We start from the raw sequence: 25,037 nt of genomic DNA on the forward strand, positions 1-25,037 counted from the left end.
GCGGGGGCTCAGCCCCGTGCCTGGGCGATGACCAGCAGGCCGTCCATGATCAGGCTCTCGACCAGTTCGAAGTCGCCGTTCATGGCGGGCGCCATCTTCCAGCCCGCGCCGCCGGTCATGTAGCAGGCCGGCTCGGCGCCGCAGTGCGCGCGCACGTGCTGCACCATGCGCTCCACCGCGCCGGCAATGGCGTAGGTGCCGCCGCTGGTGAGCGCATCGCTGGTGTTGGTCGGAAACTCCCGCACCTCGCCGGTGGGCACGTGCAGCCCGGCCGTGCCCGACTCCAGCGCGCGCAGCATGATGCCGTGGCCGGGCAGGATCAGGCCGCCGAGGAACTTGCCGCTGGCATCGATGGCCTCGACCGTCACGGCCGTGCCGATCATGACCACCACCATCGGCCGTGCGGGGCCCGCATCCAGCATGCGGTGGCGCGCACCGATCATCGCCACCCAGCGGTCGGCGCCCAGGCGCGTGGGATGGTCGTAGCCGTTGACGATGCCGGCCTCCTCCGCGCTCGACACCACCCAGCGCGGCGCGCAATCGAAGCGCTCCTCGATCTGCTCCTCGGCACGCCGGCGCACCGCATCGCCCGCCACCACGCAGCCGAGCATGGCGGCGGGCGCGGGCAGGTCGGCCCAGGGGCCTTCGGCCAGCCGCTCGATGTGGTCCAGGAACTCGGCGCCATGCGCCTGCAGCACGGCCCCCGGACGCGCCGCATCGTAGAGAGCCCATTTGAGGCGGGTATTGCCGATGTCGATCGCGAGGAAGGGGGATGCCATGGGCGGGATTATTGCCACTTTGTTGTTGTTCCTGTTGGCGCATTGGCGGCACACGCGGCGCGGGCCTACGCCGCTGGGGCCCGTTCCACCGCTACATTGGCCAGTTCCATCCACCACGGCATTAGGAGATCACCATGGGATTGCTCAGTTTCATCAAGGAAGCCGGTGAAAAACTGTTCGGCGGTTCGTCGGCCCACGCCGCCGAGCCGGACGCCAACACCAAGGCCGCGGCGGCCATCAAGACCTACATCGAGACCCAGAACCTCGGGCTCACGGGACTCGAAGTGACCTACACGGCCGCGACGGGCGTCGTCACGCTGGCCGGCCAGGCGCCGTCGCAGGAAGCCAGCGAGAAAGCCGCGCTGGCCGCGGGCAACGTGGCCAACGTGACCAGCGTGGACAACAACCTGACGGCCCCGGCCGCCCCGGCCGCGCAGTACCACGACGTGGTGAAGGGCGACACGCTCTCGGCCATCTCGAAGAAGTACTACGGCGACGCCAACAAGTACAACGCGATCTTCGAGGCGAACAAGCCGATGCTGAGCCATCCGGACAAGATCTATCCGGGCCAGAAGCTGCGCATCCCCAAGCTCTGAGCGCCGCGCTCCGCTGAACAGGGCCCGCCCTCCCCGGCGGGCCTTTTTCATTCCGGTCCTGTTTCAGTTCTGCTTCCAGGGCAGGCCGCGCTTGCGCCAGCCGCCCAGCATGCCGCGGTGTCCGCTGTCGTCCGGATTGCCTTCGAAGCCCTCCAGGATGTTGTAGGCCACAAGGCCCAGGTCGGTGGCGCGCTTCGCGGCGGCAATGGAGCGCACGCCGCTGCGGCACAGCAGCACCAGCTTCTTCCGGCCCCCCTCGCCGGCGGCACGGATGCCGTCGTCGAAGCCCGGGTTGGGCACCATGCCCGGCCACTGCTTCCAGGCCAGCGGCACCGCGCCGGGCACGTAGCCGACCCATTCACGTTCGGCATCGCTGCGCACGTCGACCAGCACGGCCTCGCCGCTCGCCATCCACGCTGCGGCCTGCTCCGGCGTCACGTCGCCCGCATAGCCCTTTTCCCCAACCGGTTCACTCATAGCGCTCTCGTCCTTGCAGTGGATGAGGGTCTCCCCTATGCACGCCCGCTTCGGCATGCCCCGGGGAAACCCTCCGGATCGTCGAATTCTTCACCAGTTCGTGAAAACCCTGTTTGTCGCGTATTCCGCCGCGCCAAAGATGCGCAACGGGCCTGCCGAACATAACGCCAAGGTGGCGGGCAGGGTTTTCTCGGTCGGAACTTGTATGGAGAGAGACAACATGACAGACAGCAAATCGCCCCGCCGCCGCAACCTGCTGAAGGGCGCCGCCGTGGCCGCCGGCGCCATGTCGGCGCCGATGGTGAGCATGGCCCAGACCACTTCGCTGCGGTTCCAGAGCACCTGGCCCGCCAAGGACATCTTCCACGAGTACGCGCAGGACTTCGCGAAGAAGGTCAACGACATGGCGGGCAACCGCCTGAAGATCGAAGTGCTGCCGGCAGGTTCGGTGGTGCCTGCCTTCCAACTGCTCGACGCCGTCGCCAAGGGCACGCTCGACGGCGGCCACGGCGTGGTCGCCTATTGGTACGGCAAGAATTCGGCGCTCGCGCTCTGGGGCTCGGGCCCCGGCTACGGCATGGACGCCAACATGGTGCTGGCCTGGCACAACTACGGCGGCGGCAAGGCGCTGATCGAGGAGATCTACAAGAGCCTGAACCTGGACGTGGTGTCCTACCTCTACGGCCCCATGCCCACGCAGCCGCTGGGCTGGTTCAAGAAGCCCGTGGCGCGCGTCGAAGACATGAAGGGCCTCAAGTTCCGCACCGTGGGCCTGGCGGTCGACGTGTTCACCGACATGGGCACGGCCGTGAACCCGCTGCCGGGCGGGGAGATCGTGCCGGCGCTGGACCGGGGCCTCATCGATGCGGCCGAGTTCAACAATGCCTCCAGCGACCGCGTGCTGGGTTTCCCCGACGTGGCCAAGAACTGCATGCTGCAGAGCTTCCACCAGTCGGGCGAACAGTTCGAGATTCTCTTCAACAAGGGCAAGCTCGCGGCACTGGCGCCGGAGCTCAAGTCGATCATCGACTACGCGGTGCAGGCCTCCAGCGCCGACATGAGCTGGAAGGCCATCCAGCGCAATTCGCAGGACTACATCGAGCTCAAGAAGGCCGGCATCAAGTTCTACAAGACGCCCGACGCGATCCTGCGCGCGCAGCTGGCATCGTGGGACAAGACGATCGCCAAGAAGTCCGCCGAGAACCCGATGTTCAAGAAGGTGCTCGACTCGCAGAAGGCCTTCGCGGAACGTGCCGGCCAGTGGCACAACGACTACACGGTCGATTTCAAGATGGCCTACAACCACTACTTCGGCGCGCAGGCCAAGAAAAGCTGACCCCGGCCCGTGACGCGAGGGGGCACCCGGGCGGGTGCCCTCTTTTCATGTCCGTGCGTGCTGCGCCGGCCGCAGCGAGGAGTTCTTTCCGATGCAATCTTTCCTGTTGGCCGTCGATCGTTTCTCGACCTGGATCGGCAAGACCTTCGCCTGGTGCGCGCTGCTGCTCACGCTGCTCATCAGCTGGGAAGTGTTCTCGCGCTATGTGCTGAACCACCCCCACGCATGGGTGCTCGATGCGCAGATCATGCTGTACGGAGCGATGTTCATGACGGCCGGCGCCTACACGCTCTCCAAGAACGGCCATGTGCGCGGCGACGTGCTCTATGGCTTCTTTCGCCCACGCACGCAGGCGCTGGTGGACCTGGTGCTCTACATCGTCTTCTTCCTGCCGGGCATCGTCGCGTTGACCTGGGCCGGCTGGATCTATGCGGGTGAATCGCTCGCCATCCGGGAGCAGACCTTCTCGGCCGAACCGCTGCCGCTGTATCCGTTCAAGTTCATCATTCCGCTGGCGGGTTTCACGCTGCTCCTGCAGGGCGTGGTCGAGATCATCCGCTGCGTGCAATGCATCCAGTCGGGCGCGTGGCCCTCGCGCGAGCAGGACGTCGAAGAGGTCGACGTCGAGAAGCTCAAGGAAATGGTCAACGTCAAGGACGAGGACATTGCCGCGCTCGACCGCGTGGTGGCTGCCAAGGAGACTGCACGATGATCCGCCGCGAACTCTGGTTCGGCCTCTCGTTCATGGCGCTGATCGTGATCGGCGCGGCGTCCGTTCTCTTGAGCGCCGACACGATCACCAACGGGCACCTGGGCCTCCTGATGCTGTCGCTCGTGGTGGTGGCGATCATGCTGGGCTTTCCCACGGCGTTCACGCTGATGGGCATGGGCATGCTCTTCACCTGGCTGGCCTACGACCGCGACTGGCACCGCACGCTCGACCTGATGGTGCAGGCGGCCTACAAGACCATGGCCAACGACGTTCTCATCGCGGTGCCGCTGTTCGTCTTCATGGGCTACCTGGTGGAGCGCGCGAACCTCATCGAGTCGCTGTTCAAGAGCCTGCACCTGGCGCTCGCGCGGCTGCCCGGCGCGCTGGCCGTCGCCACGCTGGTCACCTGCACCATCTTCGCGACCGCCACCGGCATCGTGGGGGCGGTGGTCACGCTGATGGGCCTGCTGGCGCTGCCGGCGATGCTGCGCGCGGGCTACAGCGTGCCGCTGGCCGCGGGCGCGATCACGGCTGGCGGTTGCCTGGGCATCCTGATCCCGCCGTCGGTGCTGCTCATCGTCTATGGCGCGACGGCCGGGGTCTCGGTGGTGCAGCTGTATGCGGGCGCGTTCTTCCCGGGCCTGATGCTCGCATCGTTGTACGTGGTGTACGTGATCATCGTGGCCAAACTGAAGCCGCAGTGGGCGCCGCCCCTGTCGCAGGCGGAACGCCAGGTGCCCCTGCCACCGCTCTCGCAGCGGCTGGCCGAAAGCCCCGCCGCGCACGCGGTCGTCGGGCTCCTGAAAGGCCGGCGCAATGCGGACGTGCCCTTGGCGCACGTGCTGAAGCAGCTCGGTATCGTGGCAATGCCGGCCGTGATTTTCCTGCTGCTGGCCGGCTTCAGCTACAAGGCCGTCACCACGGTCGAGGCGGAGGCGCGCTACGAGATCCAGGAGATCGGCGCCACGCGCAGCGGCGCCCCAGAAGGCGCGAGCGGGGGCGGCCTGCAGGAGCCCCCTTCCACTGGGGGGCTGCAGGAACCGCCGCCGGAAGGCGGATTGCAGGAGCCGCCTTCCGAAGGCGCGCCCTCGACCGGTCCCCTGGCGGAACCGCCGGGCGCGTCCACCACGCCGGCCGATGCGGCGCCCACGCAACCGGCGGCTGCCGGGCCGGCCGCCGCCGCGCAGGCGACGGAAGGCGCCTCGGTGCGGCCGGCACCCACCTGGTGGTGGGTCACCTTCGCCATCTTCGGCGCGATGGTCACGCTGTTCTACCTGTTCCTGAGCTTCGCGCGGCTCGAGATCTTCAAGATGCTGCTGGCCTCGTTCTTCCCGCTGGTGCTGCTGATCCTGTCGGTGCTCGGCTCCATCGTGCTGGGACTTGCGACCCCCACCGAGGCGGCGGCGATGGGTGCGCTCGGCGGCATGCTGCTGGCCGCGGCCTACCGGCGGCTCAACCTGTCGGTGCTGAAGGAATCGGTCTTCCTCACGGCCAAGACCTCGGCCATGGTGTGCTGGCTCTTCGTGGGCTCGGCCATCTTCTCGGCGGCCTTCGCGCTGCTTGGCGGACAGGCGCTGGTGGAAGAGTGGGTGCTGGGCATGAACCTCACGAAGGTGCAGTTCCTGATTCTGAGCCAGGTCATCATCTTCCTCCTGGGCTGGCCACTCGAGTGGACCGAGATCATCGTGATCTTCATGCCGATCTTCATTCCGCTGCTCGACAACTTCGGCGTCGATCCGCTGTTCTTCGGCCTGCTGGTGGCGTTGAACCTGCAAACCGCGTTCCTGAGCCCGCCGGTGGCCATGGCGGCCTTCTACCTCAAGGGCGTGAGCCCGCCGCACGTGACGCTGAACCAGATCTTCCTGGGCATGCTGCCGTTCATGGGCATCCAGGTGCTGGCCATCGTGCTGCTCTACATCTGGCCGCAGATCGGGCTCTGGCTGCCGCAGCTGCTCTACAAGTAGGCCGGCGCCAGGTTCAGCGGCGCCGCTCCACATAGGGCCGCGCCTGCAGCAGCACGATGCGGTCGCCCACGGTGGCCCATTCGATGTCCTGGTCGACGCCGCCGAACGCGCGCTTGACGGCCGCGCCGGCGCTGGCGAGGCGCAGCACCAGCTCGTCTGTCAGCACGGTGCGGCCGGCCTCCACCGGCACCTCCTTCACGCCGCCGTCCTTGTCCAGCTGCAAGGCCGTCTCCTCGGCCGAGCGGCTCAGCACCTGGATCGCCTTCGACCAGCTCGAGTACATCACCTGCTCGGCCACGCGCTGGCCCTCGACCACGCGGATGCCGATGCCGCGCTTGGCCGAGATGTAGGTCACGTACGGGTGGCCCGCATCGAACGGGTCGCGGGTGATCATCACGCCGGCGTTGGCCGAATCGATGGCGGTCTGCACGAACACGCCCATCAGCACCGACTCGGCACCGAAGCCCGCGGCGCTGCGCGCCTCCCAGGCCTCGGGGTTGAAGACCGAGGCCCAGACCTTCTTCACGGCGAGTTCCAGCGCGTCGCCGGTCTTGACGTTGGGCACCGTGGTGTAGAGCCCGGCGCCGCTGAAGCCGGGCAGGTCTTCCGAATTGGACGAGCTGCGCACGAACACCCCGCCGCCACCCAGCTGCGACTGCCACGCAGCGCGCCACGCCGCCTCGGTGGCGGGCTCGACCGGCCACCGCACGATGTCTTCGCGCAATTGCGCCAGCGCCTTCTGCCTGGCTTGCGGATCGGCCGCGAAGCCGGGCTGCTGCTGCATGCGCGCGAGGCGCTCGGCCAGGCCGTTCGCGCGCATGAAGCGGTCGTAGTGCGCGAACGGAATGCAGAAGCCGTCCGGCACGGCGGTCGAAGGAATGCGGGCGGCCAGCACCGCGCCGAGGTTGGCGGCCTTGGTCCCGCATTGCGCGCTGTGGCGCGCGCGCAGCGACGCGAGCGGCAGCAGCCGGGTTTCGCGCAGGTCGGGCCTGGCGGCATTCGCACCGCCGGGCACCGCACCGATGGCCGCGCTGCGCACATTGCGCGGCGGCAGCGCGGCCACCTCGTCGGCCGTGAGGCGGCGCAGCTGGTAGCCCGAGGCCGCGACCTTGAGCGCCACCCACTGGCCGGCATGCTCGCGCAGCACCGTGGCGGCATCGCGCACGTAGGCGTTGGGAATGCCCCAGCCCTTGGCCAGCAGGTTGACGTGCGACAGCGCGGTCGAGGGCCGCTCCGTCAGCACGCCGGCCACGGGCGGCAGACCGATCGGCACCTGGCGCAGCACGGCGATGTCGTCCGGGAGCAGCGCGTTCAGCGCGTTCGGGCCCGAGGCCTCGTCCACGATGCGGAGCCTTCCGGTGGCGGTGCCGAGGTTCATCGGCATGTAGGGCTGTTCGCGGATGAGTGCTTCCTGGCTCACATGGTCGATGCCCGCTTCCTTCGCGACGCGGTCGTGCAGCGTCGAGTTGGTCTTGAACTTCACCGGCGCGAAGAAGCTGGCCTTCACCTCGGCATCGGCCTGGCGCAGCAGCGCGGGCGTGAGCCGGTCGCCTTCCCAGAATTCATAGGTGAAGCTGCCGATGTTCTGCTGCCAGCTCAGCGTGCCGAAAAGAAAGCGGCGGTCCGCCGCAAGGTAGTTGCGGTCGATTTCGCGCTTGCCGGCGTGCGGCGCCAGGCCCGTGTCGCGCACGAAGCGCACGTGCAGCTGGTAGCGCGGCGTGTCGATGTAATAGGTGCGCACCGGCCTGGCCTGGCGGTCGACGGCGAACAGCGCATGGGCCAGCTGCATCGGCGTGCCGGGGTCGTAGACGCGCGCGAGGCTGTCGAAGTCGCCCCGGCTGCGCAGCGCGGGCAGCGACCCGCGCTTCGCTGGGGGCGGGGCGGGTTGCGCGGCTGCGCCCTCGGGCGCCGCGTTGTTCTGCTGCTGGGCTTGCTGCTGGTAGTACGAAGGCTTGCGCGCCAGCTGGGCGTCGGCCGGAGCCACGGCCGCGATCGCGACCAGCGCAAGCACCGCCCACCCCCGATGAGCGCTCCTGTTTCGGTAGCGGCTTCGTTCCGATTCGCCTGGCCATTCATTGTTTTTCATGCAGGGTCCCTGATTACAAGCGGTTGCCGAATGTGCCTGCGCTTCACCCAGCACGGGGCTTGCGCTGACAGCGGCAGCGGATTCTCGCGCGTTGCATAGGCATTGATTCAGCCGGTCCCGCGAACCAGAGACAAACCATGAAACGCCCTGTCCTCTCCATCCTTCCCGCCCGTACGCTGCACCGGTGGCTGCTCGGCTTCGCGCTGCTTTGCGTCGGCGCTGCGGCCAGCGCGCAACAGGATCCGCCGGGCCGCGTGGCGCGCCTGAACCTGCACGAGGGCGCGGTGAGCTTCGCGCCGGCCGGCGAAGACAGCTGGTACGACGCGCAGCCCAACCGCCCCATCACCACCGGCGACCGGCTCTGGACCGAGCGCAACGCACGCGCCGAAGTGCACGTCGGCTCGACGGCACTGCGCATGGACGGCCAGACGCAGGTCGAGTTCTCGGAGCTGGACGACGACACGGTGCGCCTCACTGCGAACCAGGGCAACCTGGCGCTGCGCGTGCGCGACGATCTGTCAGGCCAGCGGGTCGAGGTCGACACCGGCAACCTGGCCGTGGTGATCGACGCGCCCGGCGAATACCGCATATCAGCCGATCCGGCCTCCGACACCACCTGGATCGCGGTGGCCTCGGGCCGCGTCACGCTCCATGGCGAGAACGGCGAATCGCAATCGCTGGGTGCGCGGCAGCAGCTCACCGTGGGTGGCCGCAACCTGGCCGCGGTGGGCGGCCCGCCGGCTGCGAGCGGAAGCTTCGACGCCTGGGTGGCGGAGCGCAACCGCATCGAGGACCAGTCGGTCTCCGCGCGCTACGTATCGCGCGAAGTCGTCGGCTACCAGCAACTCGACATGTACGGCGACTGGCAGAGCGACCCCACCTATGGCGACGTCTGGTTTCCGCGCAACGTGGATGCCGAGTGGGCGCCCTACCGCGACGGCCAATGGGTGAACGTCGCGCCCTGGGGCCTGACCTGGGTCGATGCGGCGCCGTGGGGCTTTGCGCCCTTCCACTATGGCCGCTGGGCCCGCGTGGGTCCGCGTTGGGCCTGGGTACCGGGGCGGGCGACCACGCGGCCGGTGTATTCGCCCGCGCTGGTCGGCTTCGTCGGCGGCGGCGCGAACGCCACCCTGCAGATCGGCAGCGGCCGCAACGGCGTGGGCTGGTTCCCGCTGGCGCCCGGTGAACCATGGCGGCCCGGCTATCGCGCGAGCCAGCGCTACATCGACCAGGTGAACCGCATGCCGGCGTACCGGCAGGCCGAGCGGCGCAACGACTTCTATGCCAACCAGCAGATGCCCGGCGCAGTGACCGTGCTGCCGGCCGACCGCTTCGGCCGCGGGCCCTTCAGCCGGCGCGACCTGGTGCGGGTGCCGGACGACCGCTTCGCGCGGGTGCCGGTGGCACCGTCGCCGGGCCTTCCGATGCACAACTTCGGCGGGGGCTTCGGCCGCGCCGCGGCGGTGCCGCCCACCCCGCCGATGCTGCGGCAACAGCAGGAGACGCAGTACGAGCAGGCGCGGCAGGCCCGCCAGCTGCAGCAGGCGCAGCAGCGCGCATTGCAGGGCCAACCCGCGCAGCAACTGCAGCAACAGCAGCAGATGGAATGGCAGCGCCAGCAGGGCGCGCGCCAGCCGCCTCAGGACTGGCAGCAGCGCGGCGGCCAGGAATCCTGGCAGCAACGGCAGCAGCAACAGCAGCAGATGCAACTCCAGCAGCAGCAACAGCAGGCGCAGCGCCAACAGCAGGAGGTTCAGCAGCGCGCGGCCGCCCAGGCGCAGGCGCAGGCACAAGCCCAGCAGCAGATGCAGCAGCAACAACGCGCGGCACAGCAGCAGGCGCTGGCCCAGCAACAGATGCTGCGCCAGCAGCAGGAGATGCAGCAGCGCGCCGTGCAGGCGCAGCAGCAGCTCCAGGCGCAACAGCAGGCCCAGCAGAACGCCATGCGCCAGGCCCAGGAAGCGCAGGTGCGCGCCATCCAGCAGCAACGCGGCTTCACGGCACCGCCGGCGCAGCCCCAGGCACAGCCCCCGGCCCAGCCTCAGGCCCAGCCGCGTCCTCCTGCCATGCCGGGGCAGGTCAGCCCGGAAGAGCGCCGCCGCCTCCTGACCTCGCCCGACCAGCGCTGAACGCCGGGCACGGGGCTGCGCCGCGCCTTTCGCGCAAGGCCCGCGGGAACCGGCGCCTTCGTCCGGCGGCTACAGTCGCCGGCAAGGAGCGTCTTTTCCATGCCCACATTCGACTTCGACCTTTTCGTCATCGGCGGCGGCAGTGGCGGTGTTCGCGCCGCGCGCATGGCGGCGCAGCACGGCGCCCGCGTGGGGCTGGCCGAGGCGGCCGAACTCGGCGGCACCTGCGTCAACGTCGGCTGCATTCCCAAGAAGCTCTACAGCTACGCAGCCGGCTACGCCGAATCCTTCGAGGAATCCGCGGGCTACGGCTGGAAGCTGCCCGAAGCGCCGCAGTTCGACTGGGCCTACCTCAAGACGCAGCGCGCCAAGGAAATCGGCCGGCTCAACGGTGTCTATGCCTCGCTGCTGAAGAATTCCGGTGTCCGGCTGGTCGCCGGCTGGGCGCAGCTGGTCGATGCGCACACGGTCGAGGTGGACGGCAAGCGCCACACGGCGCGCCACCTGCTGGTGGCCACCGGCGGCACGCCCTTCGTGCCGGAGATTCCGGGCCGCGAGCACATCGCGACCTCCGACGCGATGTTCGATCTCGGCCCCTTTCCGAAGCGCCTGCTGGTGGTGGGCGGCGGCTACATCGCCTGCGAGTTCGCGTCGATCTTTAACGGGCTGGGCGCCAAGGTGACGCAGCTGCATCGCCGCGCGCACCTGCTCACGGGTTTCGACGACGACGTGCGGCAGTTCGTGGCCAGCGAGATGGGCAAGGCGGGAATCGACGTGCGGCTCAACGTCGAAGCGGCCTCCATCGCGCGCGGGCCGCACGGGCTCATCGTCACGCTGGCTCGCGGGCAGCAGGTCGAGGCGGACACCGTGCTGTTTGCCACCGGCCGCGTGCCCAACACGCAGGGGCTCGGCCTGGAGGCCGCGGGCGTGGCGCTCGACGAGCGTGGCGCAATCGCGGTCGATGCGCACTACCGCAGCTCGGTGCCGTCGATCTACGCCGTGGGCGACGTTTCCACCCGCGTGCAGCTCACGCCAGTGGCGCTGGCCGAAGCGATGGTGGTGGTCGATGCGCTGTTCGGCAAAGGCAAGCGCTCGCTGGACTACGAATTCATCCCGACGGCGGTGTTCACGCACCCGAACATCGGCACCTGCGGCTACACCGAGATCGATGCGCGCGCCAGGTTCGGCGAGGTCACGGTGTTCTCGAGCGAATTCAAGTCGCTGCGCCACACGCTTTCGGGGCGCAGCGAACGCACCTTCATGAAGCTGGTGGTGCAGAAGTCCACCGATCGCGTGGTCGGGCTGCACATGGTGGGCGCCGACGCCGGCGAGATCGTGCAGGGCTTTGCCGTGGCGATGCGCGCGGGCGCGACCAAGGCGTTGTTCGACAGCACGGTCGGCATCCATCCGACCGCCGCCGAAGAGTTCGTCACGATGCGGGAACCGATGCCAGGCTAAGCACCAGCTTCGCGCGGCTTGCTTTCGAGCAGCTTCACCAGCACCCACAGCATGCGGTTGGCCGGCGTGGGCACGCCGAGGGCTTCGCCGCGGCGCACCACGAAGCCGTTGAGGTGGTCGATTTCGCTGGCCCTGCCGCGCGCGAGGTCCTGCGCGGTCGATGAGTACTGCGAGGGCATCGATTCGGCAATGGCGCGCACGGCGGCGCCGGTGTCGCCGGGTATCGCCACGCCATCGGCCGTGGCGACCGCGAGGCATTCGGCCACCACGTCGCGGATGGCCTCGGCCACGCCCTGGCCCTTCACCAGTTCGCCATACGGCCGCCGGGCGATGGCCGAGAGCGCGTTGTAGGCGCAGTTCAACACCAGCTTGGCCCAGAGCGAGCCGCGCACGTTGCCGGAGATCTCGGTCGGCACGCCGGCGGCGGCCAGCAGTTGCGCCACCTGCTCGCTGCTGCGCGAAGGTGCGATCACCAGTTCGCCGCGGCCGTGGTGCTTCACGTGGCCCGGCCCCGCCATCTCGGTGGCCACGTAGACCACGGCGGCGGCCACGTCGCTGGACGGCAGCACCGACCGCACGCGCGCGTCGTTGTCCACGCCGTTCTGCAGCGTGAGCACCAGCGCATCGGGCGCAAGGTGCGGCCCGATCTCGGCCGCGGCCGACTCGGTGTCGGTGGACTTGACGCAGAACAGCACCAGGCCGGCGCCCTGCACCGCGTCGGCGCGCGTGCTCGCATCGAGCCTCACGCGCTCGTCGAAGGCTTTGGTCTCGAGCCGCAGCCCGTTCGCCCGCACGGCTTCGACATGCGCCGGCCGCCCGACCAGCACCACCTCGTGACCCGCGCGCGCCAGCATGGCGCCGTAGTAGCAGCCGACTGCGCCGGCGCCCATGACTGCGACTTTCATCGGTCGTTTCCTTGCTCGTTGTCCGTTTTCACGGGAAGAGGTTAACGAAAACATGGGCGTCGTGCTTTTGTGCACGGACCGCCATCCCCCTACGCCTGCACGTGAATGCAGACTCCCGGGACCGCGCAGGGGCCGCGGCTCACAGGCCCTCACCACGCATCTTTTTCATGCCGATCGATCCAGACTTCTTTCATGCTCAGGGCTATGTCCAACTCTCCGAATCCATCGACACCGCATTGGCCGACCGTCTGCGCGCCGCAGTCGACGCGATCCAGGCGCGGGCCTCCCGAATGTCTGAAGCGGAGCGGGCCAGACTGGTTTTCGAACGGGACTTGCCGGACCGTCGCTGCAGCGAGCTCCAATCTCAGGCGGTGGCCGATGCGATTTTCATCATTGGCGAACCCTGCACGTTCGATCCGGCGTTCGATGCGCTGCTTCGATGCCCGGCAATTCGCGACGCAGCTCGCACCCTCCTGGCGAGCGATGCGCTGGTGGTTCACTTCATGAACGTGACCATCAAGCATCCGCGTTTCGGCCGGTCGATCGGCTGGCATCGCGATTTTCCAAACGACTACATGTGCCCGGCAAGCTCGCGCTTCGTTCGCCTGATGCTTTGCCTCGACGGCATGGAGGATGCAATGGGCGCCACCCGCTTCCTGCCGGGCAGCCACGTGATGCCCGACGAGGAGGCGCTGCGTGAGAAGCGTGAGGGCAGCCGCCCTCGGCCTTCGGAAGATGCCGGCGTGCTGCTGCATTGCGCCGCGGGCGCCCTGGTCGCCATTCATCCCAAGGTCTTGCACGGCGGCGGCGGAAATCGCAGCGACCGCATGCGCCGCAACGTGGTGCTCCAGGTTGGCTTGGCGTCGGACCCACTCGTCACGACCGAGCGCGAGGGAGTGACTGGAAGACCGCTGCGCTAACGGCACGGCGGCCGCATTGCACAATGCCGCCATGCCCTACATGCCCACCTTCGTCGCTCCCGCCCGCTTCACCGACGCCGCCGCCGCGCTCGAACAAGTCCGGTCCATCTACCAGGCCGGCCTGTCGCACCTGCGCGAATCGATGCTGCGCTTCGTGGCCGGCGAGGCGCTGCCGGGGCGGGTGCGTGCCTGCTACCCCTTCGTGCGGGTGCACACGCACACCGTCTCGCGCCACACGCCGCCCGCCAACGCGGGCCTGAGCTACGGTTTCGTGGCCGGACCGGGGCGCTACGAGACCACGCTCACGCGGCCGGATCTCTTCTCGCGCTACTACCTCGACCAGTTCCGCCTGCTCCTGGAAAACCACCAGGTCGACATCGAGGTCGGCACCAGCACGCAGCCCATTCCCATCCACTTCTCGTTTGCCGAGAACGACCACATCGAAGGCACCATGAGCGACGAGCGCCGCGCGCTGATGCGCGACGTGTTCGACCTGCCCGACCTGGGCGTGATGGACGACGGCATTGCCAACGGCACCTACGAGGCGCAGGCCGGCGAGGCGCAGCCGCTGTCGCTGTTCACGGCGGCGCGGGTGGACTACTCGCTGCACCGCCTGCGCCACTACACGGGCACGGCGCCCGAGTGGTTCCAGAACTTCGTGCTGTTCACCAACTACCAGTTCTACATCGACGAATTCGTGCGACTGGGGCACGAGGCCATGGCCGACGAGAACAGCGAGTACGTCGCCTTCATCGAGCCCGGCAACGTGATCACGCGCCGGCGCGGCCTGCCCGCGGGCGCAAGCATCAACTATGGCGCGTTGCTGGACGGCAGCCAGGGCACGGCGCCGCCGCGCCTGCCGCAGATGCCGGCCTACCACCTGGTGCGCGAGGACTGCAGCGGCACCAGCATGGTGAATATCGGCGTCGGCCCGGCCAATGCCAAGACCATCACCGACCATATCGCCGTGCTGCGCCCCCATGCCTGGATGATGCTGGGCCACTGCGCGGGCCTGCGCAATGCGCAGCAGCTCGGCGACTACGTGCTGGCCCATGCCTATGTGCGCGAAGACCACGTGCTGGACGAGGAGCTGCCGCTGTGGGTGCCGATCCCGGCGCTGTCGGAGATCCAGCTCGCGCTCGAGAAAGCGGTGGGCGACGTCACCCGCTTCACCGGCCCCGACCTGAAGAAGATCATGCGCACGGGCACGGTGGCGAGCACCGACAACCGCAACTGGGAGCTCCTGCCGGGCAACCAGCCGCAGCGCCGCTTCAGCCAGAGCCGCGCCGTGGCGCTGGACATGGAAAGCGCCACCATCGCGGCCAACGGCTTCCGTTTCCGGGTGCCTTACGGCACGCTCCTGTGCGTCAGCGACAAGCCGCTGCACGGCGAGATCAAGCTGCCCGGCATGGCCAACCACTTCTACCGCGAGCGTGTGGAGCAGCACCTGCGCATCGGCATGCGGGCCATCGACATCCTTCGCGAGCAGGGCTCGACGCGTCTCCACAGCCGCAAGCTGCGCAGCTTCGCGGAGGTCGCTTTTCAGTAAAAGTTGGCATTTCCTAGGGTTTACCCCTAGTAATCGACGTGCATGGGTGACGCATTTCGCGGACATCATTCGGTTACTGTTATAAACAAGTGGAAACAAAATGCCTCGTTCGTCGGCCACGAGCCTTTCCCGCCGAAATTTCAACGCCTGGATGGCGGGCGCCGCTGCCGCTGCGGGTGCCGGGCATGCCGCCCTGTGGCCCCGCTCGGCCGGCGCCGCCGAGCCGCAACTGGTCTCCAGGCTGCGCATCGTCATTCCCGCCAACGAAGGCGGCGGCTGGGACCAGACCGGCCGTGCGCTCGGCGCGGCGCTCGTGGCTTCGGGCGCAGCCGGTGAGGTGGCTTACGAAAACATCGGCGGCAAGGGCGGCACCATCGGGCTGGCCAAGTACGTCGAAAAATACGACGCCGACCCCGACACCCTGCTGATGAGCGGCATGGTCATGGTCGGTGCGGTGGCGCTGCAGAAGCCCGCCGTCACCATGGCCCAGGTCGCACCGGTCGCGCGCCTCACCAGCGACTACGAAGTGGTGGCGGTCAAGGCCGATTCGCCCATCAAGACACCGAAGGACCTGATCGCCCAGTTGCGCGCCGATGCGGCCAAGACGGTCATCGCCGGCGGCTCGGCCGGGGGCGTGGACCACATGTACGCCGGCATGCTGGCACGCGTGGCCGGCAACGCCGCCAACCTGGCCTACCAGCCCTACCCCGGCGGCGCGCAGGTGGTGGAGGCGCTCACCACCGGCAAGGCGGTGGCGGGCATCTCGGGCTTCAGCGAATTCAGCGAGAGCCTGGCCAGCGGCAAGCTGCGCGCCATCGGCGTGTCGTCGAAGCGGCCGTTCCTGGGCATCCCCTCGGTGCGCGAGCAGGGCGTGGACGCCGACCTGGCCAACTGGCGCGGCGTGCTCACCGGCAAGAAGGTGCCGGCCGAACGCAAGGCCGTGCTGCTCGAAGCCGTGCACCGCGCCACCGCCGCCGATGTCTGGCAGAAGACCATCAAGCGCAACAACTGGGACGCGTACTGGATGGCGGGCAAGGACTTCGAGAGCTTCCTCGAACTGGACCTGGCGATGGCCGGCCCGATGATCTACCTGCTCAAGCTGAAGGCCTGACGGAGCTCTTCAGCCGAACAGCTCCGGCATCTCGCGCTGCGCCTTGGGCGTGAGCGTCAGTTCACGGCCGTCGAGCGCCTGGCGCACCCAGCCGCGGCGCAGCGAGAGCTGGAGCCAGGCCGCGCCGAGCGCGCCGCCCAGGTGCGGGCGGCGCTCGCTCCAGTCGAGGCACGCGCAGGCAAAGCGCCTGCGCGAGCGCCGCACTGCATCCACGTCCACGCCCAGGCTCTCCAGTGCGATCGCGCCGCCGGGCGTGAGTTCGTACGAACCGCTCGCGAGGCCGCTGAGCCAGCCCTCTGCATGCAGCCGGTCGTGCAGCGCGACGCCGGCCGTGCCGGCCATGTGGTCGTAACAGGTGCGCGCGGTGCGCAGCCGGCTCGGCGTGCTGGGGCTGAACGCTGCGGTGCGCGGCGTGCCGGCCACCACCATGAGGCTCTCGAGCGCGGCCGCGACGTGATCATTGGCCAGGCGGAAATAGCGGTGCTTGCCCTGCACCAGCAGCTCGACCAGCCGCTCTTCCTTCAGGCGCGCAAGGTGCGCGCTGGCGGTGGAAGCGGCCACCTCGGCCACGGCGGCCAGCTCGGTGGCGGTGCGCGCGTGGCCGTCCATCAAACAACTCAGCATGCGGGCGCGCGCTGGCTCGGCGATCGCACCGGCGAGGCGGGCCAGATGGAAATCGGCGTTCGATGAAGAGGATGGAGAGGATGGAGAGGACATGTCCATGCGCCGATGGTAAGACGCCGGCGCACGCCACACTTCGGCCGCGGACGAAGTGTCGCGGCAGCTTCGATTGCACACTGCAGGCCATGAATCCGAGCCCTGCTTCCTCCGCCAACAGCCCTCTCGAACCGGTCGCAGCCGTCACGCACGCCGACCCCTATCCCTTCTATGCCGAACTCCGTGCGGGTCCGCCGCTGGTGTGGAACGAAACGCTGCGCGCATGGGTCGCAAGCCGCGCCGATGCCATCGGGTCGCTGCTGCTCGCCCACGGCGCGCTGCGCGTGAGGCCGGCCGCCGAGCCGGTGCCGCGCGCCATCGTGGGCAGCACGGCCGGCGAGGTGTTCGGCCATCTGGTGCGCATGAACGACTCCGCCGCGCACCAGGCGCACCGGCCCGCGCTGCAGCGCGCGTTGGCCGGGCTGGACCTCGAGGCGGTTCACTCGGCAGCCTTGCAGGTCGCGCGCAGCGTGGCGCCGGATCCCCTGTCCGATGCGCTGTTCTCGATGCCGGTGCGCGCGGTCGCCCATCTGCTCGGATTTGCCCCGGAATCGCTGGCGCAGGTGGACCGCTGGATGCGCGATTTCGTCGCCTGCCTGTCGCCGCTTTCCACGGCCGGACAGCTGCAAGCCGCCAGCGTTGCAGCGGGCGAACTGATGGCGCGCTTCGAGGCCCTGGCCGGGGGTTCGCCACCGCGGCATGGCAGCCTGCTCGCGGCGGTGCTGGCCGAAAGCGGCGCCCGCAACGCCGTCTCGCGCTCGCTGCTCGCCAACCTCGTCGGCCTGCTCTCGCAGACCTGCGACGCGACCGCGGGCCTGCTGGGCAACAGCCTCATCGCGCTGATGCGCGAGCCTTCACTGCAAGGTGCGGCGCCGACGCGGGAGGGGTTGCTGTCGGTGGTCGAAGAAACCGCGCGCCACGACCCCTCGATACAGAACACGCGCCGCTTCGCGGTCGAACCCGTCGCCATCGCAGGCACTCGGCTGGGCGCGGGCGATGCGGTGCTGCTCGTGCTGGCGGCTGCGAACCGCGATCCGGCCTTCAACCCCGAGCCCGACCGCTTCATGCGCGCGCGTGCGCACCGGCGCATGCTGGGCTTCGGCCACGGCGTGCACGCCTGCCCGGGGCAGGCGCTGGCCTGCACCCTTGCCGCGGCCGGGCTGCAAGCCCTGCTGGACCGCGCACCCGATCTCGATGCGATGCGCGCACGCGGCTGGCACTACCGCCCCTCGGCCAACGCGCGCATCCCCGTCTTTCACTGACGGGACCAGCGCCCCGTACCCGCCAGGTGCGGCGAGAGTTCGGCATCGCCCCAGCGCAGGGGCAGCGCGGCGGGCCGGCGCACGGCATGGTCGACATGCAGCCGCAGCAGCCGCTCGGCGCCTTCGAACAGGGCCAGCTCCGGACCGTCGAGCACGAGCTCGGCCGTGGCCGCCACGTGCAGCAGTTCGCCGCTGTCGAAGTCGATGAACAGCAGGCCCGCGCGCGGATGCGCGACCAGGTTGCCCAGCGTGTTGAAGAAGCGGTTGCCGTTGAAGTCCGGCACCGTGAGCACGCCGCCTTCGTCGACGCGAACGAAGCCCGGCAGGCCCCCGCGGTGCGACACATCGACGCCGTGCGACCGGGCGTCGGCCGCATCGCCGGCCGCGGCTTCGTCGGGATACGCCGTGGCGATGAACAGCGTGTCCGCGCTGCCGATGAGCCGCTCGGCGGCCAGGTCGAGCGCTTCGAGCCGCTGCACCGGCGCACCGCCGTCGTTGCGCGGCGCCGCGAACACGGGCTCGCGCGCCTGGATGTAGCGCGGGCAGTTGCCGAAGCTCTGCTGAACCGCCACGGTGAAGCCGTCGGCGCCGAGCGACTCGACGGTGCCGTTCATCCGGTTGCGCCGCCGCGTGTGCGGCTCGATCCCGAGCAGGCCCAGCGAAGCGCCTTGCGCGAGTTGAGCGGCCAGCGGATCGCCGGCCGCCGGCAGCGCGTCGATGCGCAGGTGCGTGGCGTCGGGCGAATGCACGAACCCGGGGGGCGCCGCGAGCACGCTGGCCCAGGGCTGCAGCTCGGCATCGAGGCTGCCGACCACGAGGAACGGCAGCTGGGTGAAAAACTCGCGGTGCTGGTCCGGCATGTGGTCGCGGATGACGCGCGGTCCCATGGCCTCCATGCGCTCGCGCCAACCGGTCTGGGCCTGCAGCGCGCGCTCGCCGGCGTGGAAGGGCGAGGCGATCATGATGCCGTCGCCGTGCTGGCCGGGGCACGCACCATCGGCACGAAACCAGGCAGCGCTTCCACGCGCGCGAGCCAGGCACGCAACTGCGGATAGGGCTCGAGCGAGACGCTGCCTTCGGGCGCATGGGAAACGTAGGCGTAGTTCGCGATGTCGGCCAGCGTGGCCGACGGCCCGGCAAGGAAAGGCTGCTTCGCCAGGTGGATCTCCATCACCGCGAGCAGCGCATGCGATCGTGTGACGGTCTCGGCCGGATCGGCCGCCGAACCGAACAGCTTCATGACGCGGGCGGCCGCCGGCCCATAGGCCAGTGGACCCGCGGCCACCGAGAACCAGCGCTGCACGCGCGCCGCGCCCACCGGGTCGCGCGGCATCCAGCGTGCCGGATCGGCCGCGTAGCGTGCGTTGAGGTAGACCAGGATCGCGTTGGAATCGGCCAGCGTGACCTCGCCGTCCTCGATCACCGGCACCTGCCCGAACGGGTTTCGGGCGAGGAATTCGGGCGTGCGGTTCGCCCGCTGCTTCAGGTCGAGCTCGATGCTCTCGAACGGCAGGCCGAGCATCGAGAGGAACAGCCGCACCCGGTGCACGTGGCCCGAGATGGCGCTGCCGTAGAGCTTGATCGGTTGGGTGGGAAGGCTGGCGACGGCGTTCATGGGGAATCCTTTTCTTTGCAATGGAGGGATGGCGTGGTTGCGATTCTTCTCTCTTGTGGTAATCGAAGGAATAGCCATTCCTGTATTTGACTGCTGCGTTTTCCGGTTTAATTGCGCCATGGACCGCTTCAAAGCCATGCAGACCTTCGTGCAGATTGCCGAGCAGGGCAGCCTGACCCGTGCCGCCGAATCGATGGGCAGTTCGCTGCCCGCGGTGGTGCGTTCGCTGGCCGCGCTCGAGGCGCACCTGGGCGTGCGCCTCTTCCACCGCACCACGCGCCGCCTTTCCCTCACCGAGGAAGGCCGCCACTACCTGCCCAGCGCGCGCGAGGTGCTGCTGGCGGCCGACGCCGCGGACCGCGCGCTCAAGGCCGAAGCCCAGGAGCCGGCGGGCCAGCTCACCATCACCGCCCCGGTGCTGTTCGGCCACATGTACGTGGCGCCCGCCATCACGCGCTTCATGAAGCGCTACGACAAGGTGCGCTGCAGCGTGCTGCTGTACGACCGCACGGTGAACCTGCTGGAGGAGAACATCGACATCGGCATCCGCATCAGCCCGCTGCAGGATTCGTCGCTGGTGGCCCAGACGCTGGGCACCATCCGGCGCGTGGTGGCGGCGAGCCCCGACTTTCTCGCGCGCCATGGCACGCCGCGGCATCCGCGCGACCTGGCCGGCGCGCCGTGCGTGCGCGGCCGCATCGACGCGCCGCCGCAATGGCAGTTCCACGAAGGCGGCAAGACCGTGAGCGTGACGCCGAGCAACCGGCTCGAGTTCAACCACCTGGCGCCCGCCGTCGAGGCCTGCGCCGCGGGCATGGGCTTCGGCACCTTCTTCTCCTACCAGGTGCTGCCCTACGTGGCGCAGGGGCGGCTGGAACTGGTGCTCGAAGCGTTCGAGCCACCGCCGCGGCCGGTGAGCGTGATCTACCCCAATGCGCGCCTGCTGCCGGCACGCACGCGGGCGTTCATCGACTGGATGAAGACCGAGTTCAGCGGCCTGCGGATGTAGCGCGCCGGCCGCGGTTGCGCCGAACTCCGGGGCGTTGTCCATCGGTTGAAGCGCGGGCGGCAGGCTATGCAGGCCTGCGCCAGAATGGCCGCGTGCCATCCTCCCCCTCTTCCACTCCGCTCTTCCAAGCCCGCCATCTCCAAAAGCGCTACGGCGCCAGCACGGTGGTCGACGACCTGTCGTTCGAGATCGCGCCCGGCGAATGCCTGGGGGTGATCGGCCCGAATGGCGCGGGCAAGACCACCACGATCCGCATGTGCCTGGGCCTGACCACGCCCGATGGCGGCGAGATCTCGGCCCTGGGCCTGCAGATGCCGCGCGATGCGCTGGCCATCAAGGCGCAGCTCGGCGTGGTCTCGCAGTTCGACACGCTGGACCCCGATTTCAGCTGCGCCGAGAACCTGGTGGTGTACGGCCGCTACTTCGGCTTCAGCAAGGCGCAGGTGCGATTGCGCGTGCCGCAACTGCTGGAGTTCGCCGCGCTGTCGCACAAGGCCGATGCGAAGCCCGGCGAGCTGTCGGGCGGCATGCGGCGGCGCCTGTCGCTGGCGCGCGCGCTGGTGAACGACCCCCGGCTGCTGCTGCTCGACGAGCCCACCACCGGGCTCGACCCGCAGGCGCGGCACCTGATGTGGGAGCGCCTGCAGGTGCTGCTGCAGCAGGGCAAGTCGATCCTCCTGACCACGCACTTCATGGACGAGGCCGAGCGCCTGTGCTCGCGCCTGCTGGTGCTCGACCACGGCCGCAAGATCGCCGAGGGACGGCCGCGCGACTTGATCGCCGAGCACCTGGAACCCGACGTGGTCGAGGTGTATGGCAACGGCGCGCTCTCGCTGGCCGAGTCGCCCGAGCTCAAGGCGCTGGCGGCGCGCGTGGAAGTGAGCGGCGAGACGGTGTTCTTCTACACGCAGGATGCGCGCCGCCTGCTCGATGCGCTGGCGCAGCACGGCCGGCTGCGTACCTTCCACAGGCCGGCCAACCTGGAAGACCTTTTTCTCAAGCTCACGGGCCGCCAGATCCGCGAGGAGGGCTGAACCATGGACACGACCACATCGACTTCACCCGGCACCACGCCGCCATCGCCATCGGTATGGCGCGCACCCGAACTGTCGCTGCGCTGGTGGCCGGTTTTCCTGCGCAACCTGCTGGTGTGGAAAAAGCTCGCGATCCCAAGCCTCATCGGCAACATCGCCGAGCCGCTGATCTGGCTCGTGGCCTTCGGCTACGGCATGGGCGCGCTCGTCGGCGAAGTCTCGGTCAACGGCACGCGGGTGCCCTACATCCTGTTCCTGGCGAGCGGTTCGATCTGCATGAGCGCGATGAACGCCGCGAGCTTCGAGGCGCTGTACTCGGCCTTCTCGCGCATGCACGTGCAGAAGACCTGGGACGGCATCATGAATGCGCCCGTGGGCCTGGACGACATCGTGCTGGCGGAGATGCTGTGGGCGGCGTTCAAGTCGATCTTCACCGTGACCGCGATCCTGTTCGTGATGCTCGGGCTGGGCATCAGCCACAGCCCGAAGCTCGTGGTCGCGTGGATGGTGCTGATCGGCGCCGGCATCACCTTCTCGTCCATCGCGCTGATCTTCAATGCGCTGGCGAAGGGGTATGACTTCTTCACCTACTACTTCACGCTGTTCATGACGCCGATGATGTTCCTGAGCGGCGTGTTCTTTCCGCTGGAGCAGTTGCCCTCGGCCGTCCGGGCCGTGGCGGCCTGGCTGCCGTTGACCACCGCGGTGGCGCTGGTGAGGCCGCTGTTCATGGACCAGTGGCCGAAGGACTGGTGGCTGCACGCGGGTGTGTTGGCGGTCTATGCGATCGTGTCGTTCTGGATTGCGCTGGCCCTGACTCGGAAGAGGTTTCGGGGGTAGCGGTTTTGGGGGTAGCGGTCTTTCGGGGGTTCTTTTCTTTCCCGAGGCCGGGACTCGCCCCGGCGGGCGACTCACTTTCTTTTGGCGAAGCAAAAGAAAGTGAGTCCGCCGCCGGGCGGATATCCCGGCCTCGGAAAGCAACCCCCACAAGAACCCCGATAAGAACCCCGGTAAGAACCTCAAAAAATAAGGTTGCGCGCAATTGAATTGCACACTACAATTCACCCCATGCCAACCCAACACGCCTCGGACGAAATGCTCAAGCTGGACAACCAGCTCTGCTTCGCCGTCTATTCCGCCTCGTTGGCCATGACCCGCCTCTACAAGCCCGTCCTGGAAAAGCTGCAGCTCACCTACCCCCAATACCTCGTCATGCTCGCCCTCTGGGAGCAAGACGGCCCCACCGTCTCCGCACTCGGCGAACGCCTGTCGCTCGACTCCGGCACGCTCACGCCGCTGCTCAAGCGGCTCGAGGCCAGCGGCTACGTGGCCCGGGTGCGCGACACGGCCGACGAGCGGCGCGTGCACATCACCCTCACAGCTGCCGGCCGCAAGCTCAAGACCCGCGCCGCCAACGTGCCCGAATGCCTGATGGCCGCGGCCCAGTGCTCGGTGCCCGAGCTGGTTTCGCTCACCCATCAGATCCAGGCCCTTCGCGACCGCATCAAGAAGGCGGCCTGACCCGCTCGCCCAGTTTTCCCTCCGCTTCGATCGAGCAAAGAGCGAAGCAGTTTTTCACCCTCCCTCCTCCATCACCACCAAAGGAATCACCATGACCACCAAGCTCGACAAGGTTCTCTACACCGCTGAAGCCCACACCGTCGGCGGCCGCGACGGCGCTGGCAAGTCCAGTGACGGCGCCATCGACGTGAAGCTGAGCTCGCCCGGTTCGGGCAAGCCCGGCACCAACCCCGAGCAGCTGTTCGCGGTGGGCTATGCCGCCTGCTTCATCGGCGCCATGAAGGCCGTCGGCCCGAAGATCGGCGTCAAGGTGCCCGAAGACGTGGCGATCGACTCGAAGGTGTCCCTCGGCCCGACGAACGGCGGCGCTGCCTATGGCATTTCCGTCCAGCTCGCGATCACGCTGCCCGGCCTGGATGCCGACCAGAAGCAGAAGCTGGTCGACACCGCCCACCAGGTGTGCCCATACTCGAACGCGACGCGCGGCAACATCGACGTCGAACTGACGATCGCCTGATCGATCCCGCGCCCGGCGCAAGATCGACAAGAAAGCGCCCCGGCCACGAGCCGGGGCGCTTTTTTTCGTCTGCGCCCCGTGTCTCACGGGTGACGCCGAAACGCCGCGCGCGATGGCGCCTTTCATCAAGCTTGGCTAACGTGGCCGCAGGACGCATCATCGCAACCCGCCCCACCGTCGAAACCGAGACAACCCCATGAGCACCACCAGCTTCCTGGTCCGCAAGGACGCGCTTTCAACCACGCGCCTGGACACCGCCGCCGACGAGCCTCTGGCCGACGGCCAGGTGCGCGTGCGCATCGAAAGCTTTGCGCTCACCTCCAACAACATCACCTACGCGGCCTTCGGCGATGCCATGAGCTACTGGCAGTTCTTCCCGACCGGTGAAGAGGGCTGGGGCAGCATCCCGGTGTGGGGCTTCGCGAGCGTGGTGCAGTCGCTGCACCCTGGCGTGGCAGTGGGCGAGCGGCTCTATGGCTACTGGCCGATGGCATCGAGCGCGGTGCTGAGCCCCGACCGCCTGTCGCCCGCGCGCTTCACCGACGCCGCTGCGCACCGCGCGGCGCTGCCCGCGGTCTACAACCAGTACGTCCGCTGCAGCGCCGACCCGCTGTACACCCCGGACACCGAGGACCTGCAGGCGCTGCTGCGGCCGCTGTTCATCACCTCGTGGCTGATCGACGATTTCATGGCCGACAACGATTTCTTCGGCGCGGGCACCCTGCTGCTGTCGAGCGCCTCGAGCAAGACGGCCTATGGCACGGCTTTCCAGCTGCATCGGCGGCAGGGCATCCAGGTGATCGGCCTGACTTCGCCCGGCAACGTGGCCTTCTGCGAAAGCCTCGGCTGCTACGACCGCGTGCTGACCTACGACGCGCTCGACGCCCTCGCGGCCGACACCTCCTGCGTGTACGTCGATTTCGCCGGCAACGGCGAGCTCCGCCATGCCATTCATGCGCGCTTTCCGAACCTCAAGTACAGCTGCTCGATCGGCGGCACGCACGTCGAGCAGCTCGCGTCCAAGGGCGCGGGCAAGGCGCTGCCGGGCCCGCGCCCCACGCTGTTCTTTGCGCCGGCGCAGATCAAGAAGCGAACCGCCGAATGGGGCGGCGAAGAATTCGGCCGCCGCATGGTGGCCGCGTGGCACGACTTCCTTGCGGCCGTGACGGGCCCGAAGGATGCCTGGCTGCGGGCCGAACACCACCATGGCGCCGAGGCGGTGCAGGCCGCCTACGCGCAGGTGCTGGCCGGCAAGGGCGACCCGCGCAGCGGGCATGTCCTGTCGCTTTACAAACATCCCGGCGCCCTGTGATCCCGCGAGGGCCCGTGTAGCGACAATC

The 25,037-nt window shown here is 68.6% G+C and carries 23 protein-coding genes; 16 read left to right on the plus strand and 7 right to left on the minus strand.

The features are described 5' to 3' along the window. Positions 1 to 8 precede the first annotated feature (8 nt). The gene (locus tag ABID97_RS00825) at positions 9 to 779 is read right to left on the minus strand and encodes a type III pantothenate kinase (protein ID WP_354396697.1); all 771 of its coding nucleotides are present in this window, start codon (positions 777 to 779) and stop codon (positions 9 to 11) included. Between the two features lie 134 nt (positions 780 to 913). Here ABID97_RS00825 and lysM point away from each other — a divergent pair, with 134 nt between their 5' ends. After that, on the plus strand, positions 914 to 1,375 hold the full coding sequence (lysM, locus tag ABID97_RS00830; protein WP_354396698.1) for a peptidoglycan-binding protein LysM: 462 nt from the start codon (positions 914 to 916) through the stop codon (positions 1,373 to 1,375). A gap of 63 nt (positions 1,376 to 1,438) precedes the next feature. Here lysM and ABID97_RS00835 read toward each other — a convergent pair whose 3' ends face one another. Further along, on the minus strand, positions 1,439 to 1,852 hold the full coding sequence (locus tag ABID97_RS00835; RefSeq protein ID WP_354396699.1) for a rhodanese-like domain-containing protein: 414 nt from the start codon (positions 1,850 to 1,852) through the stop codon (positions 1,439 to 1,441). 220 nt (positions 1,853 to 2,072) lie between these two features. Here ABID97_RS00835 and ABID97_RS00840 point away from each other — a divergent pair, with 220 nt between their 5' ends. The 3 genes from ABID97_RS00840 (at position 2,073) to ABID97_RS00850 (ending at position 5,864) form a co-directional block, all read left to right on the plus strand. Continuing rightward, a complete protein-coding gene (locus ABID97_RS00840; RefSeq protein WP_354396700.1) occupies positions 2,073 to 3,188 on the plus strand; it encodes a TRAP transporter substrate-binding protein in 1,116 nt (371 codons plus the stop codon). 91 nt (positions 3,189 to 3,279) lie between these two features. After that, positions 3,280 to 3,900, plus strand: a complete 621-nt coding sequence (locus tag ABID97_RS00845) for a TRAP transporter small permease subunit (protein WP_354396701.1) — start codon at positions 3,280 to 3,282, stop codon at positions 3,898 to 3,900. Next, positions 3,897 to 5,864: a TRAP transporter large permease subunit gene (locus ABID97_RS00850; RefSeq protein WP_354396702.1), complete on the plus strand. Its 1,968-nt coding sequence runs from the start codon at positions 3,897 to 3,899 to the stop codon at positions 5,862 to 5,864. Before ABID97_RS00845 ends, ABID97_RS00850 begins: the two co-directional genes overlap by 4 nt. A 13-nt stretch (positions 5,865 to 5,877) precedes the next feature. Here the strand turns inward: ABID97_RS00850 and ABID97_RS00855 are convergent, their stop codons facing one another. Next, positions 5,878 to 7,950 carry a PEP/pyruvate-binding domain-containing protein gene (locus tag ABID97_RS00855; RefSeq protein ID WP_354396703.1) on the minus strand — a complete coding sequence of 691 codons (2,073 nt, stop codon included), beginning with the start codon at positions 7,948 to 7,950 and terminating at the stop codon, positions 5,878 to 5,880. Between the two features lie 137 nt (positions 7,951 to 8,087). Here ABID97_RS00855 and ABID97_RS00860 point away from each other — a divergent pair, with 137 nt between their 5' ends. Further along, on the plus strand, positions 8,088 to 10,079 hold the full coding sequence (locus ABID97_RS00860; RefSeq protein WP_354396704.1) for a DUF6600 domain-containing protein: 1,992 nt from the start codon (positions 8,088 to 8,090) through the stop codon (positions 10,077 to 10,079). Positions 10,080 to 10,178: 99 nt separating this feature from the next. Further along, on the plus strand, positions 10,179 to 11,537 hold the full coding sequence (gene gorA, locus ABID97_RS00865; protein ID WP_354396705.1) for a glutathione-disulfide reductase: 1,359 nt from the start codon (positions 10,179 to 10,181) through the stop codon (positions 11,535 to 11,537). On the opposite strand, the gene ABID97_RS00870 is transcribed toward gorA, so the two are convergent. Next, complete coding sequence (locus ABID97_RS00870; protein WP_354396706.1) at positions 11,534 to 12,442, minus strand: ketopantoate reductase family protein; 909 nt, start codon at positions 12,440 to 12,442, stop codon at positions 11,534 to 11,536. The two genes, gorA and ABID97_RS00870, sit on opposite strands and share 4 nt — an antisense overlap. A 167-nt stretch (positions 12,443 to 12,609) precedes the next feature. Between ABID97_RS00870 and ABID97_RS00875 the strand changes: the two genes are divergently transcribed. From ABID97_RS00875 to ABID97_RS00885, 3 genes are all read left to right on the plus strand, one after another. Beyond that, on the plus strand, positions 12,610 to 13,362 hold the full coding sequence (locus ABID97_RS00875; RefSeq protein WP_354396707.1) for a phytanoyl-CoA dioxygenase family protein: 753 nt from the start codon (positions 12,610 to 12,612) through the stop codon (positions 13,360 to 13,362). A gap of 31 nt (positions 13,363 to 13,393) precedes the next feature. Further along, positions 13,394 to 14,911 carry an AMP nucleosidase gene (locus ABID97_RS00880; protein WP_354396708.1) on the plus strand — a complete coding sequence of 506 codons (1,518 nt, stop codon included), beginning with the start codon at positions 13,394 to 13,396 and terminating at the stop codon, positions 14,909 to 14,911. 100 nt (positions 14,912 to 15,011) lie between these two features. Further along, positions 15,012 to 16,022 carry a Bug family tripartite tricarboxylate transporter substrate binding protein gene (locus tag ABID97_RS00885; RefSeq protein WP_503012734.1) on the plus strand — a complete coding sequence of 337 codons (1,011 nt, stop codon included), beginning with the start codon at positions 15,012 to 15,014 and terminating at the stop codon, positions 16,020 to 16,022. A 9-nt stretch (positions 16,023 to 16,031) separates the two neighbouring features. Here the strand turns inward: ABID97_RS00885 and ABID97_RS00890 are convergent, their stop codons facing one another. Continuing rightward, entirely contained in the window at positions 16,032 to 16,745 is a 714-nt protein-coding gene (locus ABID97_RS00890; protein ID WP_354396709.1) for an ArsR/SmtB family transcription factor, read from the minus strand. Between the two features lie 83 nt (positions 16,746 to 16,828). Between ABID97_RS00890 and ABID97_RS00895 the strand changes: the two genes are divergently transcribed. Beyond that, positions 16,829 to 18,001, plus strand: a complete 1,173-nt coding sequence (locus ABID97_RS00895; RefSeq protein ID WP_354396710.1) for a cytochrome P450 — start codon at positions 16,829 to 16,831, stop codon at positions 17,999 to 18,001. Here the strand turns inward: ABID97_RS00895 and ABID97_RS00900 are convergent. Next, entirely contained in the window at positions 17,995 to 18,963 is a 969-nt protein-coding gene (locus ABID97_RS00900) for a pyridoxamine 5'-phosphate oxidase family protein (protein ID WP_354396711.1), read from the minus strand. The two genes, ABID97_RS00895 and ABID97_RS00900, sit on opposite strands and share 7 nt — an antisense overlap. Continuing rightward, positions 18,960 to 19,616, minus strand: coding sequence for a glutathione S-transferase family protein (locus ABID97_RS00905; protein ID WP_354396712.1), 657 nt, complete (start codon positions 19,614 to 19,616; stop codon positions 18,960 to 18,962). Before ABID97_RS00905 ends, ABID97_RS00900 begins: the two co-directional genes overlap by 4 nt. 118 nt (positions 19,617 to 19,734) lie before the next feature. Here ABID97_RS00905 and ABID97_RS00910 point away from each other — a divergent pair, with 118 nt between their 5' ends. From ABID97_RS00910 to ABID97_RS00935, 6 genes are all read left to right on the plus strand, one after another. Further along, complete coding sequence (locus tag ABID97_RS00910; RefSeq protein WP_354396713.1) at positions 19,735 to 20,625, plus strand: LysR family transcriptional regulator; 891 nt, start codon at positions 19,735 to 19,737, stop codon at positions 20,623 to 20,625. A gap of 92 nt (positions 20,626 to 20,717) precedes the next feature. Further along, positions 20,718 to 21,659 (plus strand): ATP-binding cassette domain-containing protein, encoded by a 942-nt coding sequence (locus tag ABID97_RS00915; protein WP_354396714.1) that lies wholly within the window; start codon positions 20,718 to 20,720, stop codon positions 21,657 to 21,659. A 3-nt stretch (positions 21,660 to 21,662) separates the two neighbouring features. After that, complete coding sequence (locus tag ABID97_RS00920; RefSeq protein ID WP_354396715.1) at positions 21,663 to 22,499, plus strand: ABC transporter permease; 837 nt, start codon at positions 21,663 to 21,665, stop codon at positions 22,497 to 22,499. A 228-nt stretch (positions 22,500 to 22,727) separates the two neighbouring features. Beyond that, positions 22,728 to 23,180: a MarR family winged helix-turn-helix transcriptional regulator gene (locus ABID97_RS00925; protein ID WP_354396716.1), complete on the plus strand. Its 453-nt coding sequence runs from the start codon at positions 22,728 to 22,730 to the stop codon at positions 23,178 to 23,180. 91 nt (positions 23,181 to 23,271) lie between these two features. Further along, entirely contained in the window at positions 23,272 to 23,697 is a 426-nt protein-coding gene (locus tag ABID97_RS00930; RefSeq protein WP_307577402.1) for an organic hydroperoxide resistance protein, read from the plus strand. Positions 23,698 to 23,893: 196 nt separating this feature from the next. Then, a complete protein-coding gene (locus ABID97_RS00935; RefSeq protein ID WP_354396717.1) occupies positions 23,894 to 25,009 on the plus strand; it encodes a DUF2855 family protein in 1,116 nt (371 codons plus the stop codon). Positions 25,010 to 25,037 lie beyond the last annotated feature (28 nt).

The organism is Variovorax sp. OAS795, assembly GCF_040546685.1.
Lineage (GTDB): Bacteria > Pseudomonadota > Gammaproteobacteria > Burkholderiales > Burkholderiaceae_C > Variovorax.